General features: G+C 64.2%; 12 protein-coding genes. 7 read left to right on the top strand and 5 right to left on the bottom strand.

The features are described from left to right. Positions 1–55: 55 nt before the first annotated feature. Positions 56–1,393 (bottom strand): glutamate--tRNA ligase, encoded by a 1,338-nt coding sequence (gene gltX / locus HKX24_RS14905; protein ID WP_271692341.1) that lies wholly within the window; start codon positions 1,391–1,393, stop codon positions 56–58. A 65-nt stretch (positions 1,394–1,458) separates the two neighbouring features. Beyond that, a complete protein-coding gene (locus tag HKX24_RS14900) occupies positions 1,459–3,003 on the bottom strand; it encodes a 2-isopropylmalate synthase (RefSeq protein ID WP_271692342.1) in 1,545 nt (514 codons plus the stop codon). A gap of 205 nt (positions 3,004–3,208) precedes the next feature. Here HKX24_RS14900 and HKX24_RS14895 point away from each other — a divergent pair, with 205 nt between their 5' ends. Beyond that, positions 3,209–4,645, top strand: coding sequence for a nitrilase-related carbon-nitrogen hydrolase (locus HKX24_RS14895; RefSeq protein ID WP_271692343.1), 1,437 nt, complete (start codon positions 3,209–3,211; stop codon positions 4,643–4,645). On the opposite strand, the gene HKX24_RS14890 is transcribed toward HKX24_RS14895, so the two are convergent. Further along, a complete protein-coding gene (locus tag HKX24_RS14890) occupies positions 4,642–6,168 on the bottom strand; it encodes a cryptochrome/photolyase family protein (RefSeq protein ID WP_271692344.1) in 1,527 nt (508 codons plus the stop codon). The genes HKX24_RS14895 and HKX24_RS14890 overlap by 4 nt on opposite strands. Next, on the bottom strand, positions 6,165–6,833 hold the full coding sequence (locus HKX24_RS14885) for an SDR family NAD(P)-dependent oxidoreductase (protein ID WP_271692345.1): 669 nt from the start codon (positions 6,831–6,833) through the stop codon (positions 6,165–6,167). Before HKX24_RS14885 ends, HKX24_RS14890 begins: the two co-directional genes overlap by 4 nt. A gap of 296 nt (positions 6,834–7,129) precedes the next feature. Here HKX24_RS14885 and HKX24_RS14880 point away from each other — a divergent pair, with 296 nt between their 5' ends. Continuing rightward, positions 7,130–8,698: a 2-isopropylmalate synthase gene (locus HKX24_RS14880; protein WP_276154080.1), complete on the top strand. Its 1,569-nt coding sequence runs from the start codon at positions 7,130–7,132 to the stop codon at positions 8,696–8,698. A 222-nt stretch (positions 8,699–8,920) separates the two neighbouring features. On the opposite strand, the gene HKX24_RS14875 is transcribed toward HKX24_RS14880, so the two are convergent. Next, positions 8,921–9,502, bottom strand: coding sequence for a VOC family protein (locus tag HKX24_RS14875; protein ID WP_271692347.1), 582 nt, complete (start codon positions 9,500–9,502; stop codon positions 8,921–8,923). 189 nt (positions 9,503–9,691) lie between these two features. Here HKX24_RS14875 and HKX24_RS14870 point away from each other — a divergent pair, with 189 nt between their 5' ends. From HKX24_RS14870 to rodA, 5 genes are all read left to right on the top strand, one after another. After that, complete coding sequence (locus HKX24_RS14870; protein ID WP_040700660.1) at positions 9,692–10,738, top strand: rod shape-determining protein; 1,047 nt, start codon at positions 9,692–9,694, stop codon at positions 10,736–10,738. A 71-nt stretch (positions 10,739–10,809) separates the two neighbouring features. Then, positions 10,810–11,712, top strand: a complete 903-nt coding sequence (mreC, locus tag HKX24_RS14865) for a rod shape-determining protein MreC (RefSeq protein ID WP_067265288.1) — start codon at positions 10,810–10,812, stop codon at positions 11,710–11,712. Next, the gene (locus tag HKX24_RS14860; protein ID WP_067265291.1) at positions 11,709–12,248 is read left to right on the top strand and encodes a rod shape-determining protein MreD; all 540 of its coding nucleotides are present in this window, start codon (positions 11,709–11,711) and stop codon (positions 12,246–12,248) included. The genes mreC and HKX24_RS14860 overlap by 4 nt, the downstream gene beginning before the upstream one ends. A 15-nt stretch (positions 12,249–12,263) precedes the next feature. Next, positions 12,264–14,213 carry a penicillin-binding protein 2 gene (mrdA, locus tag HKX24_RS14855; protein WP_271692348.1) on the top strand — a complete coding sequence of 650 codons (1,950 nt, stop codon included), beginning with the start codon at positions 12,264–12,266 and terminating at the stop codon, positions 14,211–14,213. After that, a complete protein-coding gene (gene rodA, locus HKX24_RS14850; protein WP_067265296.1) occupies positions 14,210–15,349 on the top strand; it encodes a rod shape-determining protein RodA in 1,140 nt (379 codons plus the stop codon). The genes mrdA and rodA overlap by 4 nt, the downstream gene beginning before the upstream one ends. Positions 15,350–15,351: the final 2 nt, after the last annotated feature.

Here is a 15,351-nt window from a genome sequence, read left to right as displayed (position 1 = left end):
GGGGGTCCGGGGGCAGCGCCCCCGGGAGGCTGCCTCAAGCCCCCAAGCACGCCAATCAGCCGCGCGCCCTCACCACCTGCAACAGCGGCATCACCTGCGCCATCTCCGGCCCATGCTCCTGCCCCGTCAGCGCCAGACGCAATGGCCGGAACAGCCCGCGCCCCTTGCGGCCCGTGGCTTCCTTGACCGCTGCGGTCCAGCTGGACCAAGTGGTCTCATCGAAGGGCATTTCGGGCAGCAGCAGCATGGCCTGCGCCACGAATTCGCGGTCTTCCTCGGCAATCACGGGCTCCGCCCCGTCGCGGAACATGGCCCACCAAGGGCCGAGGTCTTTCAGGGTCGAGATATTCTCGCGCGTCACGGCCCAGAACTGCGCGGCCTTATCCTCAGGCACGCCGAGAGCGGTGATGTCGTCTTTCACGGCTTCCAGCGGCAATTGCTGCAAGTAGCGCCCAGTCAGCGGGAAGAGGTCAGCCACGTCGAATTTCGTCGGGGCCGAGCCGAAGCGGTTGATGTCGAAGCCGTCGATCAGCTCTGCCATATCCGTGCGCAGTTCCACCGGATCGGAGGACCCGAGCCGCGCCATCAGGCTCAGAAGCGCGAAGGGCTGGACCCCCTGCTCACGCAGATCGCGCAGCGCCAATGTGCCCAAACGCTTGCTCAACGCCTCGCCCTGCGGGCCGGTCAACAGGGAGTGGTGCGCGAAGGAGGGGACATTACCCTGCCCAAGCGCCTCCATGATCTGGATTTGCGTGGCGGTGTTGGTCACATGGTCCGAGCCGCGCACCACATGGGTCACGCCCATCTCGGTGTCGTCCACAACGCTCGCCAATGTATAAAGGATCTGCCCGTCGCCGCGGATGAGCACCGGGTCACTGACCGAGGCCGCGTCGATGGAGATATCGCCAAGAATGCCGTCATCCCATTCGATCCGCGCGTGATCCAGCTTGAAGCGCCAGACCCCATCGCCGCGTTCGGCCCGCAGGGCGGCTTTCTCTTCGTCCGACAGGCTCAGCGCGGCGCGGTCATAGACCGGCGGCTTGCCCATGTTGAGCTGTTTCTTGCGCTTGAGGTCCAACTCCGTCGGCGTCTCGAAAGCCTCGTAGAAACGGCCCTTCTCGCGCAGGTCATCGGCGGCGGCGTGGTAGCGGTCCAGCCGCTCGGACTGACGCTCGACCCGGTCCCACTCCAGACCCAGCCATTCGAGGTCTTGCTTGATGCCATCGACATATTCTTCCTTGCTGCGCTCGGGATCAGTGTCATCGATGCGCAGGATGAAAGTACCGCCCGCCTTGCGCGCGATGAGGTAGTTCATCAGCGCGGTGCGCAGGTTGCCCACATGGATATAGCCAGTGGGGGACGGGGCGAAACGGGTGATTGTGGGGTTGGACATCTGGCGTACTCCTGTTGCGCGCGGGCTTGCCACAGGGCGCGGGCGTTGTCCAGCAAAGGCGGGGGTCAGCCCCCGTCTGCTGCGGTGCCGGTCTGCGCGGGCGTGGCCTCTGACGTATCCGCGCCGGTGCTGTCCTCGGGCGCGGGTGTTTCGGTGGCCGCGTCCTCACCGCCAGCCTCTTCCGAAGCCGCCTCCGCCGCTTCCGAGGCTTCGGCCTCGCTAGCCCCATCACTCAGCGCGCCGTTCTCCCATTGGCCTGAGGCTTCCTCGCCGCTGGCATAGCGCATGGTGCCGCTGCCCTGCCGCTTGCCCGCTTTGAATGTGCCCTCATAGACATCGCCATTGGCATAGGTCGCAACACCCTGCCCTTCGATCTCACCCTCGGTCCACTCGCCCTCATAGACGAAACCGCTGGCCATGGTGATCTTGCCCTGACCGTGGCGCTGGCCGTCCCTAAAGGCCCCCTCGTAAACGGTGCCATCGGGATAGGTCGCCTTGCCCTGCCCATGCCGCTGGCCGTCTTGCCAGCCGCCCTCATAGCGGTAGCCATCGGCATAGGTCATCACGCCTTGGCCGTGGTTACGGGCGTCCTTGAACGCGCCTTCATAGACCACGCCGTTGGTATAGGTGGCGATGCCCTCGCCCTCGATCACCCCGGCGACCCATTCGCCCTCATAGGTGGAGCCATCGGGATAGGTGATCTTGCCCGTACCATCGGCCAGATCATTGCGGAAGGTGCCGACATAGACCGACCCGTCAGGATAGGTCACCTGACCCTCGCCTTCGATCTGCCCCGCCACCCAAGAGCCGGTATAGACATAGCCATCGGTGCCGGTGAAGGTACCCTGCCCATCGCGGCGGTCATCCTTGAAGTCGCCCTCATAGGTGTCACCGTTTTCATAGGTGACCTTGCCCTTGCCCTCACGCCGCCCCGCGACCAGCGTGCCTTCGTAGACGTCGCCATTGGGTTGGGTCAGTGTGCCGGTGCCGTCGATCTGGCCGTCTTTCCATTTGCCCACATAGACCAGCCCGTCGGGCATGGTCAGCGTGCCTTCGCCGCTGCGTTTGCCGGCTTCGATCTCACCTTCATAGACCGCGCCATCGGGATAGGTGATCGTGCCGACGCCCTGTTTGACGCCATCGACCCAATCGCCCTTGTATTCATAGCCACCGGGGCTTTGCATCACGCCTTTGCCGTGGTGTTTGGCGTTGCGGAACGCGCCCTCATAGCGCACGCCATTGGCGTAGATCGCCACGCCCTGCCCCATGATCGCGCCCGCTTCCCATTCGCCCTCATAGGTGCCGCCATCGGCAAAGGTGATCTTGCCCAGACCGTCAGGCTTGCCCTTGGCGAAATTGCCTTCATAGACCGACCCATTGGGGAAACGCGCGACGCCTTCGCCCTTGATCTCCCCCTCGACCCATTCGCCGGAGTATTCATAGCCATTGGGCAGCTTATAGGTGCCGGTGCCATGCTGAAGACCGCCTTGAAAGGTGCCCTCATAGATGCCGCCGTCGTCATATTCCTTGGTCAGCACCTGCCCGTCCTGCGCCGCAAGCGGCGTGGCCAGAAGGGCGATCAGACAGAGGGGCAGGCTGCGGTGCAACATGGGCGGAAATTCCCGATCTCGTTAAGTGGCATTCGGCCCGAGGTTACGGGTGATAGAGGGCAGAGGCAACGTGTTTGCAAGAGGGGCACGCCGGTTTGGGCGGATCCCGCGCACCCGGTGCTGCGGGTCAGCTCTGCGCACGGGGGTTTCGCCCCCGGTCCGATCTGCTAGACCCACCCGGTGCCAGCCAGCCCGGAGCCTTGCCATGTCAGACCGTTTCCGCCTCACCCTCGGGCAGTTGAACCCCACCGCCGGTGATCTGACCGGCAACGCGGCATTGGCCCGCAACGCATGGCAGGCCGGGCGCGACGCAGGCGCGCAGATGGTCGCCCTGCCCGAACTCTTCCTGACCGGGCATGACGCGCAAGGGCTGTCGCAAAACCCTGCCTTTCAGCACGATGTCTTGGCGCAGCTTGAAGCGTTGGCCGCGCATTGTGCTGATGGCCCCGCCTTGGCACTTGGCGCGCCGTGGGTCGCGGCGGGCAAGCTCCACAACGCTTACCTTATTCTGCAAGGCGGAAAGATCGCGCACAGGGTGCTGCAACACGCGCCCCGACCGCGCGCGCCCTTCGATCCCGTGCCGATCAGCGGCCCCTATGCGGTGGCGGGGCTGCGCATCGGCTCTCCCATCGGCGCGGATGGTGAGACGGGCGACGTGGCCGAAACGCAGGCCGAGACGGGGGCCGAACTGCTGCTGATCCCCCATGCCGCGCCCCATTTGCGCGGCGCGATGGAGCGGCGCCTCAACCACATGGTCGCGCGGGTGATCGAAACGGAATTGCCGGTGATCCACCTCAACATGACCGGCGGCGAGGGTGAGACGGTTTTCGACGGCGCCACATTCGCGCTGAACCCCGGCGGCAAGCTGGCATTGCAGATGCCCGCCTTCGACACAGCGTTTGCCCATGTCGATCTAGAGCGCGGTCCCGAGGGCTGGAGCATCGCCGAAAGCGCCTTCGCGCCGCAGCCAGATGCGCTGGAACGGGACTATCTGGCCTTGGTCGTGGGGCTGCGGGACTATGTTGCCAAAACCGGCGCTTCCAAAGTGCTGATCGAACAGGCCGAGGGGAACGATACCGCACTCGCGGCGGCAATCGCGCGGGATGCCTTGGGGGCCGAGAATGTCCGCCAGATTGCCCTGCCGCTGTCGGACAATCTGCACGCCGCGCTGCGGGATGAACTGGCCGCGCTCGGGGCAGAAGTCAGCACCGAGACGCTCACCCCTCCCCTGCGCGGCCTGATGCTGCACGCCTTGGCCGATGACGCGGGGGAGATGCTGCTGACGGCACAGAACAAATCCGCCGCCGCCATGGGGACTGTGGCCCTGCCGGGGGATTTCAACCCGGTCAAAGACCTGTACCAAACCGAGGTGCGGGCACTTTGCGACTGGCGCAGCAAGACGGCGCGGGCATGGATGCAGGGGCCGGCGCCCAGCCCGGCCTCCTCCCCCGACACGGAAAAGGCCCGTGCAGAGGACGCCATCCTGCGCATCCTGCTGGAGGACGGCGGCAACGTTGATGACTGCGTGGCGGCGGGCCACGCGCCGCAGAGCGCGCAGAGGCTTGCAGGGCGGATCGCAGCGGCGAAGGCGCGCAACGGGCCAACCGTTCCCGGCCCGCGTTTGAAAGCAGCGACGGCCTAGACCGTCTCGCCCGCGTCCAACCGCTGCAACCATTTATCCGCATCGCGCAGGACCGCTTCGCGCCGGTCGTCGTCCATACGGTCCCAAGTGGCATAGATGTTTTTCATCCGCATGTTGCCCTGAAACCGCTCGCGGTGGCGGTAAAGGAAATGCCAGTAGAGCAGGTTGAAGGGGCAGGCCTTCGGGCCCGCCTTGGTGCTGACGCTATAGCTGCACCCTTTGCAGTAATCCGACATGCGGTTGATATAGGCTCCGGACGACACATAGGGTTTCGAGGCGATCACCCCGCCATCGGCGAATTGGCTCATGCCCACCGTGTTGGGCGCTTCGACCCATTCATAGGCGTCGGCGTAGACCTCCAGATACCACTCATGCACCTGATGCGGGTCGATCCCGGCCAGCAGGGCGAAATTGCCCGTCACCATCAGCCGTTGGATATGGTGGGCATAGGCGTGTTTCTGGGTCTGGCCAATCGCCTGACGCAGGCAATTCATCTGGGTATCGGCGCCCCAGTAAAAGGCAGGCAAGTCCCGGTCGTGGCGCAGCACGTTGCGCTCAACATAGTCCGGCCCTTCGAGGAAATAGATGCCGCGCACATATTCCCGCCAACCGAGGATCTGGCGGATAAACCCTTCGGCGGCGTTGATCGGCACGTCTCCCGCCTGCCAGGCTTCCTCAGCAGCGCGGCAGACCTCTAACGGGTCCAGCAGCCCGAGGTTGAGATAGGGCGAGATCAGCGCGTGAAAGAGATAGGGCTGCCCCTCTAGCATCGCGTCCTGATAGTCGCCGAAACGCGGCAGGGCGTGGGCGATGAAATGCGCCAACACTTGCAAGGCTTCCGCGCGCGTCGTGGCAAAGTCAAAGGGGTGCAGATCGCCGAAGTTGTCGCCATAGCGCGCCGTCACCAGTTCCAGCACCGCCTCCACCTCCGCATCGGGGGCGAAGGTCAGCGGGTCGGGGATATCCAGCCCTTCTTTCGGAGGTTTGCGGTTGTCGTGGTCGAAATTCCACTTGCCGCCTGCGGGGTCATCGCCCTCCATCAACAACCCCGTCTCGCGGCGCATCTCGCGGTAGAAGTATTCCATCCTGAGCGCCTTGCGCCCCTCGGCCCAATCCTCGAACCGTTTGCGGCTGGCGATGAAGCGGTCATCCGGCACAAGCCGTGTGGGGATCGGCGCGTGGGTCAGCGCGTTGATCAGCCGCCACTCCCCCGGCTCGGTCACGATCACCTCACCCGCGCCCGCCTCTTCCGCACGGCGGAGCAATTCGCCCACGATTGAGCCCGCATTCTCGGGATCGTCCAAGGGGGTATAGCGCAGCGTCCAGCCGTCTTTCTCCAACGCACGCGCGAACTTGCGCATCGCGGCAAAGACCAGCGCGATCTTCTTAGGGTGGTGGCGGACATATTCCGCCTCTTGCGCCACTTCGGCCATGACCACCACATCGCGCGCCTTATCCGCTTCGCGCAGGGACGACAGGTTTAGCGAGAGTTGATCGCCCAAGACCAAGATCAAACGGCTCACCACGGCACCGCCTCTCCGGCCCAGTCGAAGAACCCGCCGCTATCGTCCGGGGTCAGCCCATCGATCACCCGCAGTAGATTGCCCGCCGCTTGGGGAGCCGGAACAGCCGGATGGCGGCCAAGGTATTTCTCGGTGAATGGTGTCTCCACAGTGCCGGGATGCAGCGCCACGCAGATGCTTTGCGGATGGCTGCGGCTCAGCTCGATCGCGGCGGTATGCACGATCTGGTTCACCGCCGCCTTGGCGCTGCGATAGCTGATCCACCCGCCCAGACGGTTGTCCCCGATGGAGCCGACCCGCGCCGAGAGCACGGCGAACACCGCACGCCTGTCGCGGGGCAAAAGCCTTGCTGCGTGGCGCAGCACCAGCGCCGGGCCGACCGCGTTCAGCGCGAACTGATCCAGCATCGCCTTTTGCGTGACGGCACGCAGCGATTTCTCTGGTGTGGCCCCGTCGATCTCCAACGCGCCGGTGGCGACGATCACCGCGTCGAAAGGGCCACTCAGCCCCTCCAGCGCGGCATTGACCGATGCCTCATCCGTCAGGTCCAGCCCATCGCCCGTGCGGGACAGGGCCGTCACCGTATCGCCGCGCGCACGCAGAGCCGCGCTTAGCGCTGCGCCGATCCCGCCGCTGGCACCGATCACCAGCACCCGCGCGCTCATGCCGCCACCCATGGTATCGCTTGTCGCTGCATCCTGATCTCCCTTGCTTATAGGCAGATAGGCGGCGCTGACGCAGGGGCAAACAAAAGCCGCAACACCCCCTTTTCATTTGAAAAGACGGGCGTATAACTACTCCCATGACACAGGCCGTCCATATCCCGACCCTGCCGCGCAACTGCGCGGGCCTGCTGCGCGCCAACTTGCTGCACCTAATCCGCCTCTGAGCGTGCCCTTCGGCGCGCCCGCTCAGAGGGATGTGTTGCGCGCCAAGGATACCAGCAAAGAAAGAACCCAGGATGACAGATATGACGAAACAGGACCGTGTGCTGATTTTTGACACCACCTTGCGGGATGGCGAACAATCCCCCGGGGCGACGATGACCCATGCCGAGAAGCTTGAGATCGCCTCGCTCTTGGACGAGATGGGCGTCGACATCATCGAGGCCGGCTTTCCCATTGCCTCAGAGGGCGACTTCAAGGCGGTGTCCGAGATCGCGCGGCAGAGCCAGAATTCCGTGATCTGCGGCCTTGCCCGGGCGCAACTGGGCGATATCGACCGTTGCTGGGAAGCGGTGAAACACGCAGCCCAGCCGCGCATTCACACCTTCATCGGCACCTCGCCCCTGCACCGCGCCATTCCGAACCTCACCAAGGACGAGATGGCCGACCGCATCCATGAGACGGTGAGCCATGCCCGCAATCTCTGCGACAACGTGCAGTGGTCGCCGATGGATGCCACGCGGACCGAGCTTGACTACCTCTACCGGGTGGTGGAGATCGCCATCAAGGCGGGTGCCACGACGATCAACATCCCCGACACTGTGGGCTACACCGCCCCGCGCGAGAGCGCCGATCTGATCGCGAAGCTTCTGGAAAACGTGCCCGGCGCGGATGAGATCGTCTTTGCCACGCATTGTCACAACGACCTCGGCATGGCGACGGCCAACAGCCTCGCTGCCGTGGAGGCAGGCGCGCGGCAGATCGAATGCACCATCAATGGCTTGGGCGAACGCGCGGGCAATACCGCGCTGGAAGAGGTCGTCATGGCGCTCAAGGTGCGCAATGACATCATGCCTTATGAGACCTGCATCGACAGCCGCAAGATCATGAACATCTCGCGCCGGGTCGCCGCCGTCTCAGGCTTTGCCGTGCAGTTCAACAAGGCCATCGTCGGCAAGAACGCCTTTGCCCATGAAAGCGGCATCCATCAGGACGGCATGCTGAAGAACGCCGAGACTTTCGAGATCATGCGCCCCGAGGACGTGGGCCTCACTGAAACCAACATCGTCATGGGTAAGCATTCGGGCCGCGCCGCGCTGCGGTCCAAGCTCGAAGACCTCGGGTTTGAACTGGGCGACAACCAGCTCAAGGATGTTTTCGTGCGGTTCAAGGAACTGGCCGACCGAAAGAAGGAAATCTACGAGGATGACCTCATCGCGCTGATGCGGACCGCGACGGACCCCGAGGAAGACCGCATTCGCCTGAAATCGCTCAAGGTCGTTTGCGGCACCGATGGCCCGCAGACCGCCGACATGATGCTTGAGATCGACGGCGCAGAGCAGACCACGAACCAGACCGGCGACGGCCCCGTCGATGCGGCGTTCAACTGCATCAAGGCGCTGGTGCCGCATTCCGCGCGGTTGCAGCTTTATCAGGTGCATGCGGTGACCGAGGGCACCGACGCGCAAGCGACGGTTTCCGTGCGGATGGAGGAAGAGGGCCGCATCGTGACCGGCCAGTCGGCGGATACCGATACCGTGGTGGCGAGTGTCCGGGCCTATATCCACGCGCTCAACCGCCTGTTGGTGCGGCGCGAGAAGGGCGGCACAGACAAGCGCGAGATTAATTATAAAGATGTGAGTTGAATTATAGGGCGGGGGCAACCCCGCCTTTTTACGTATACAGTATGGAAGTAGGGCATCGCCTGCCCGCGGGGTGGCGAACCGAACCTTAGTTCATACCACTTTATTGATCTGCCATGGCGCACCCTCAAAATGGCATACCCAGCCTCACCAAATCGCCTACCCGTCCGGGCGGGCAGGCGATGGCCCGGCGCCTGCGGCTTGATTCCGGGCCCGGTGGCAACTTCAATACGGATTCTTCGCCCCGCGATCGTCACTCAGCGACGCCTGCCCCCGCTCTACGATCTTCACCACTGCATCCGCGAGATGCTGCCGCTGGATATGATCATCCCCCGCCGCCACGCGCAGTTTGTGGGCCTCCAGCATCACCTCGGCATGGCTCGACCCGCGCGGCGGGATGAAAGTGTAGCAGGCCAGTTCGATCAACAGCCCCAACGGATCCTTGAAATAGATCGAATGCATGAAGCCGCGGTCCTTCACGCCGGAATGCCCGATGCCCCGCGCCTCCAACCGCGCGGGCACCTGATCGAACATCGCGCGGTCCACCTCGAAGGCCAGATGATGCACGCAGCCCGGGCCCATCGGCGTGCGGTTGTGCACCCGCTTGCGGTTCTCATTGGTGAAGATCGTAATCAGCCGACCATCGCCGGGATCGAAATACAAATGCCCCTCGTCCGGGTCATCCAGATTGGGCTGGTCAAAGATGAAAGGCATCCCCATCACCCCCTCCCAAAAGTCGATCGAGCTTTGCCGGTCCGCCCCGGTGAGGGTGATGTGATGCACCCCAAGTGTCTGTATCTTTTGCATGGTATCGCCGTCCTCCGCCTGTGCTGCGCCCTAAATATTCCGCTCTATGATAGCGCGGCGGCAATATCGCGCCACCTTTGCGGTCTTGCCCCTTTCACCCTGACCCCGTGCGCCCTATAAGAGCCAATAGCCCGCGCGTGGACCCATGCAGGCGGGCCTGTCCGAATAGTTGCAAGGCTCCGCTACTCTATGTCCATCCTCGATCAATTCCGCGGCCTGTTCTCCTCTGATATGGCGATCGACCTCGGCACCGCGAACACGCTGGTTTACGTCAAGGGCAAGGGCATCGTGCTGAGCGAACCTTCGGTTGTGGCCTATCACGTCAAGGACGGTGTCAAGAAAGTGCTCGCCGTGGGTGAGGATGCGAAACTCATGCTGGGCCGAACCCCGGGCAGCATTGAGGCGATCCGCCCAATGCGCGAAGGTGTCATCGCGGATTTCGACACCGCCGAGGAGATGATCAAGCACTTCATCCGCAAGGTGCACAAGCGCTCGACCTTCTCGAAACCCAAGATCATCGTCTGCGTGCCGCATGGCGCCACCCCGGTTGAGAAACGCGCGATCCGCCAGTCGGTGCTGTCGGCAGGCGCGCGCCGCGCCGGACTCATTGCCGAGCCCATCGCCGCGGCCATCGGCGCGGGCATGCCGATCACCGACCCCACAGGCAACATGGTCGTCGACATCGGCGGCGGCACGACCGAAGTCGCGGTGCTCTCGCTGGGCGACATCGTTTATGCCCGCTCGGTCCGTGTCGGCGGTGACCGGATGGACGAGGGCATCATCAGCTACCTGCGCCGCCAGCAGAACCTACTGATCGGGGAGACGACGGCCGAACGGGTCAAGACCTCCATCGGCACGGCGCGGATGCCCGACGACGGGCGCGGCACCTCAATGCAGATCCGCGGCCGCGACCTGTTGAACGGTGTCCCGAAAGAGATCGAAGTGACCCAAGCCCAGATCGCCGAGGCGCTGGCCGAGCCGGTGCAGCAGATCTGCGAGGCGGTGATGACCGCGCTGGAGACCACGCCACCCGATCTGGCCGCCGACATCGTCGACCGGGGCGTCATGCTCACGGGCGGCGGCGCGCTCTTGGGTGATCTCGATCTGGCGCTGCGCGAACAGACCGGACTTGCGATCTCGGTCGCGGATGAGCCGCTCAACTGCGTGGCCCTCGGCACCGGCAAGGCGCTGGAATACGAGAAACAGCTGCGCCACGCGATCGACTACGACAGTTAACACTGGCAAGTTAGCCAGACCCGGCACGCGGCGACACCGCCCCGCCTGACCGGGTGGGAGTTTCGGCACAGATGGCCAAGGACCGTTCCAGTTCCAGCGATTTCACCGGCCCGCTGCGGCGGCTGCTGCTGGTCGTGTTGGTATTGGCGCTGACCGGCATATTCCTGCTTTGGCGCATCGACAGCCCCCGCGTTGAACGCTTTCGCGCGCAGGTGACGGATCGTTTCGTGCCCAATCTCGACTGGGCCATGGCCCCGGTCACCGGCACCATCAACCTGCTGCGCGACTTCCAAAGCTACCAGCGCCTGAGCGAGCAGAACCGCGAGCTGCGCTCGGAACTGCGGCAGATGCAGGCGTGGAAAGAGGCCGCGCTGCAACTTGAGCAAGAGAACGCCCGGCTGCTGGACCTCAACAACGTGCGGCTCGACCCACGGCTGACCTTCATCACCGGCACGGTGCTGGCCGACAGCGGCTCGCCCTATCGCCAATCGGTGCTTCTGAACGTCGGCGCGCGCGACGGGCTGGTCGAAGGCTGGGCCACGATGGACGGCATCGGCCTTGTGGGCCGCATCGCGGGCGTGGGCAAGAACACCGCGCGGGTGATCCTGCTGACCGATGCCTCAAGCCGCATCCCGGCGACGATCCAGCCTTCGGGACAACGGGCCATCGTGGCGGGCGACAACAGCGCCGCGCCGCCCTTGGATTTCATCGAGAACCGCGAGCTGGTCCGCCCCGGCGACCGGGTGATCAGCTCGGGCGATGGCGGCGTGTTCCCCGCGGGCATCCTGATTGGACAGGTCGCCGCCGATCCGGGCGGGCGGCTGCGCGTGCGGCTGGCGGCGGATTACGAACGGTTGGAATTCCTGCGCGTGCTGCGCCACCACGGCAATGAAACCGTGCCGGACACCGCCCATGTCATCACCTCCGACGGCCCCTTGGCCGATCCGGCAGCGCCGGTCGGGGTGCAGCCATGACCGATCTGTCGCGCAGCCGCCTTTGGGTCATGCGCCTGAGCTTTGTCGCGCTGGCGCTGGTGATCCTGTTCTTCCACCTCCTCCCGCTTGAGACGACCCCGCGGGCTTGGGCCGGGCCGGACCTGCTGCTGGGCTTTGCCTGTGCTTGGGGGCTCCGACGGCCTGAATACGTGCCCTCGCTTTTTCTGGCGCTGGTCTTTCTGCTGGCGGACCTGTTGCTGCAACGCCCGCCCGGCCTTTGGGCGGTTCTGGCCTTGATCGGGGTCGAGAACCTCAAATCGCGGGGGCGGCACCTGCGGGACGCGAGCTTTGCCGCCGAATGGCTGACCGTGGCGGTGATCCTGACCATGGTGATCTTTGCCAACCGGATTCTCCTGAGCCTTGCGCTGGTGCCGACGCCTTCGCTGACGCTGAACCTCACGGAATTGGCACTGACGACGCTCGCTTATCCGCTGATCGTGGCGGTGACCCATGGTATCATGGGCGTGCGCAAGACCGCGCCGGGCGATCTGGATGCGCTTGGCAAACGGGTGTGATCGGGGAGCGATGAGATGAGACGAAGCCGCGCCGACAATGATGCAACCCACACGCGCCTGACGCGCCGCGCCGCCCTTTTGGGCGGGGCGCAACTGCTGTTCATGGGCGGGCTGGCCGCGCGCATGCGCTATCTACAGGTCGATCAGGCCGACCAGTTCCGCCTGCTGGCCGAAGAGAACCGCATCAACATCCGCCTGATCCCCCCCGCCCGGGGTGAGATTTTCGACCGCAACGGCATACAGCTTGCCGATAACGTGCCCTCCTACCGGATCGTCATGGTCCGCGAGGATGCGGGCGACGTGGAAGCCGTGATGGAGCGGCTCGCCCAAGTCATCGAGATCGACGAGGAGACCCGCGAACGCGCCATGACCGAAATGTCGCGCTCTGCCCCATTCCTGCCCGTCACCATCGTTGATGACGTGAGTTGGGAAGTCGTGAGCAAAGTCAGCGTCAACGCCCCCGCCCTGCCCGGCGTCACGCCCGAAGTGGGCCTGACCCGCGTCTACCCGCGCGGCGCGGATTTCGCCCATGTGGTGGGCCGCGTGGGCCGGGTGAGCCAAGCCGACCTCGACGCGCTGGAAAACCCCGATCAGGTGCTGCGCATCCCGCGTTTCCAGATCGGCAAAATCAACGTCGAAGCCCGCGCCGAAAACCTGCTGCGCGGTGCGGCGGGCACCAAACATGTAGAGGTGAACGCCACGGGCCGCGTGATGCGCGAGTTGGAGCGGCGCGAGGGGCAGGCCGGGGCCGATCTACAACTGACCGTGGACGCCAATCTGCAACGCTATGTGCAGGCCCGTCTGGGCGAGGAAAGCGCCGCCGTGGTCATCATCGACTGCGAGAATGGCGATCTGGCCGCGCTTGCATCCTCGCCCAGCTATGACCCGAACCTCTTTATCGGCGGCATCTCTTCGGCGGATTACAATCCGCTGCTCAATTCCAAATACCGCCCCTTGGTGAACAAACCCATACAGGGCACCTACCCGCCCGGCTCGACCTTCAAAATGATCGTGGCGCTTGCCGCCATCGAAGAGGGCATCGTCACCCCCGATGAGACGGTCTATTGCCCCGGTCATTTGGAGGTCGCGGGGCGGCGGTTCCACTGCTGGAAACGCGCGGGCCACGGCTGGGTCGACCTGCAACATTCGCTGAAACAATCCTGCGATGTCTATTACTACGATCTGGCGGTAAAAGTCGGGATCGAAAAGATCACCGCCATGGCGAACCGCTTTGGCCTTGGGATCAAACATGATCTTGCGCTGTCCTCGGTCGCGGGCGGGCTGGCGCCCACGAAACAGTGGAAACGCTCGGCCCGGGGTGAGGATTGGGTCGTCGGCGACACGGTCAACGCCTCTATCGGGCAGGGTTTCACCCTCTCCTCCCCGCTGCAATTGGCGGTGATGAGCGCGCGGATCGCCACGGGCCGCGCGGTGACGCCGCGGCTGATCAAATCCATCGATGGGGTAGAGCAACCCAGCGGCGCGGGCGAACCGATGGGGCTGAACGAAAACAACCTGCGCCAATTGCGCAAGGCGATGTACGACGTGGTGAACGACCGCCGCGGCACCGGCTACCGCAGCCGCATCATCGACGACACGATGCGCATGGCGGGCAAGACCGGCACCAGTCAGGTGCGCAACATCACCGCCGCCGAACGCGCCCGCGGCGTGACCAGCAACGCCGACCTGCCGTGGGAACGCCGCGACCACGCGCTTTTTGTCTGCTTTGCGCCCTATGACAAACCGAAATACGCAGCCTGCGTGCTGGTGGAACACGGCGGCGGCGGCTCGACAGCCGCGGCCCCGATTGCGCGCGACGTGATGTTGCAGGCCATGGCGGGCGGCGAGCCGCCGCTCGAAGCCTACCCCAAGTCCGACCGGGGCCGCATCGCCACCCAGCAAGAGGAACTGCGCAACACCACGCCCGAGACCACCGCCAATCTACAGGGGGAGGATCAGGCATGAGCTATCTTGAGCATACGGTCAAATCCGTCCCCACAGGGCTGCGCAAGATCCTCTTTATGAACTGGCCGCTGGCGATCCTGCTGACCAGTGTCGCGGGCGTCGGTTTTCTGATGCTCTATTCGGTTGCGGGCGGGTCATTCTCCCCTTGGGCCGAACCGCAGATGAAACGTTTCGCCATGGGCATGGCGATCATGTTCACCGTGGCGATGGTGCCGATCTGGCTTTGGCGCAACCTGTCGGGCGTGGCCTATGGGGCGACCTTGGTGCTGCTGGTCGCGGTCGAACTTTTCGGCTCGGTCGGCATGGGCGCGCAGCGTTGGATCGACATCGGCTTCATGCGGTTGCAACCGTCGGAACTGATGAAGATCACGCTGGTCCTGTTTTTGGCGGCCTATTACGACTGGCTGCCGGTCAAAAAGGTCTCGCGCCCTTTTTGGGTGCTGGTGCCGATCCTGATCATCGTGATCCCCACCGCGCTGGTGCTAAAACAGCCCGATTTGGGCACCTCGATCCTCCTGTTGACCGCGGGCGGCGGGCTGATGTTCCTTGCAGGCGTGCATTGGGCCTATTTCGCCGCCGTTATCACCGCCGCCATCGGGCTGGTCACCGCTGTCTTTCAATCGCGCGGAACGCCGTGGCAATTGCTGAAAGACTACCAATACCGCCGCATCGATACATTCCTTGACCCCAGCCAAGACCCGCTTGGCGCGGGCTATCACATCACCCAATCCAAGATTGCGCTCGGCTCGGGCGGCTGGTCGGGGCGCGGCTATATGCAAGGCACCCAGTCGCGGCTGAACTTCCTGCCCGAGAAACACACCGACTTCATCTTCACCACGCTGGCCGAAGAGTTCGGTTTCGTCGGCGGCGTCTCCCTTCTGGGTCTTTACGCGCTGATCATCCTGTTCTGCGTGGCTTCGGCGGTGAAGAACAAGGACCGCTTCTCAAGCCTGCTGACCCTTGGCATCGCGCTTAACTTCTTTCTCTTTTTCGCCGTTAACATGTCGATGGTCATGGGGCTGGCCCCCGTGGTCGGCGTGCCGCTGCCGATGGTGAGCTATGGCGGCTCGGCCATGCTGGTGCTGCTGCTGGCCTTCGGCTTGGTGCAATCGGCGCATGTTCATAGACCGAGGTAATT

This window comes from Sulfitobacter sp. M85, from assembly GCF_029285915.1.
GTDB classification, from domain to species: Bacteria; Pseudomonadota; Alphaproteobacteria; order Rhodobacterales; family Rhodobacteraceae; genus Sulfitobacter; species Sulfitobacter faviae.
This window is presented reverse-complemented; position numbering and strand designations above follow the sequence as displayed.

Coding starts and splice junctions, on each gene's coding strand:
- mreC (WP_067265288.1), top strand. CDS start 10,810: ATGGCCAAGGACCGTTCCAGTTCCAGCGATTTCACCGGCCCGCTGCGG.
- HKX24_RS14900 (WP_271692342.1), bottom strand. CDS start 3,003: ATGTTGCACCGCAGCCTGCCCCTCTGTCTGATCGCCCTTCTGGCCACG.
- HKX24_RS14875 (WP_271692347.1), bottom strand. CDS start 9,502: ATGCAAAAGATACAGACACTTGGGGTGCATCACATCACCCTCACCGGG.
- HKX24_RS14885 (WP_271692345.1), bottom strand. CDS start 6,833: ATGAGCGCGCGGGTGCTGGTGATCGGTGCCAGCGGCGGGATCGGCGCA.
- HKX24_RS14860 (WP_067265291.1), top strand. CDS start 11,709: ATGACCGATCTGTCGCGCAGCCGCCTTTGGGTCATGCGCCTGAGCTTT.
- rodA (WP_067265296.1), top strand. CDS start 14,210: ATGAGCTATCTTGAGCATACGGTCAAATCCGTCCCCACAGGGCTGCGC.
- HKX24_RS14870 (WP_040700660.1), top strand. CDS start 9,692: ATGTCCATCCTCGATCAATTCCGCGGCCTGTTCTCCTCTGATATGGCG.
- HKX24_RS14880 (WP_276154080.1), top strand. CDS start 7,130: ATGACAGATATGACGAAACAGGACCGTGTGCTGATTTTTGACACCACC.
- gltX (WP_271692341.1), bottom strand. CDS start 1,393: ATGTCCAACCCCACAATCACCCGTTTCGCCCCGTCCCCCACTGGCTAT.
- HKX24_RS14895 (WP_271692343.1), top strand. CDS start 3,209: ATGTCAGACCGTTTCCGCCTCACCCTCGGGCAGTTGAACCCCACCGCC.
- mrdA (WP_271692348.1), top strand. CDS start 12,264: ATGAGACGAAGCCGCGCCGACAATGATGCAACCCACACGCGCCTGACG.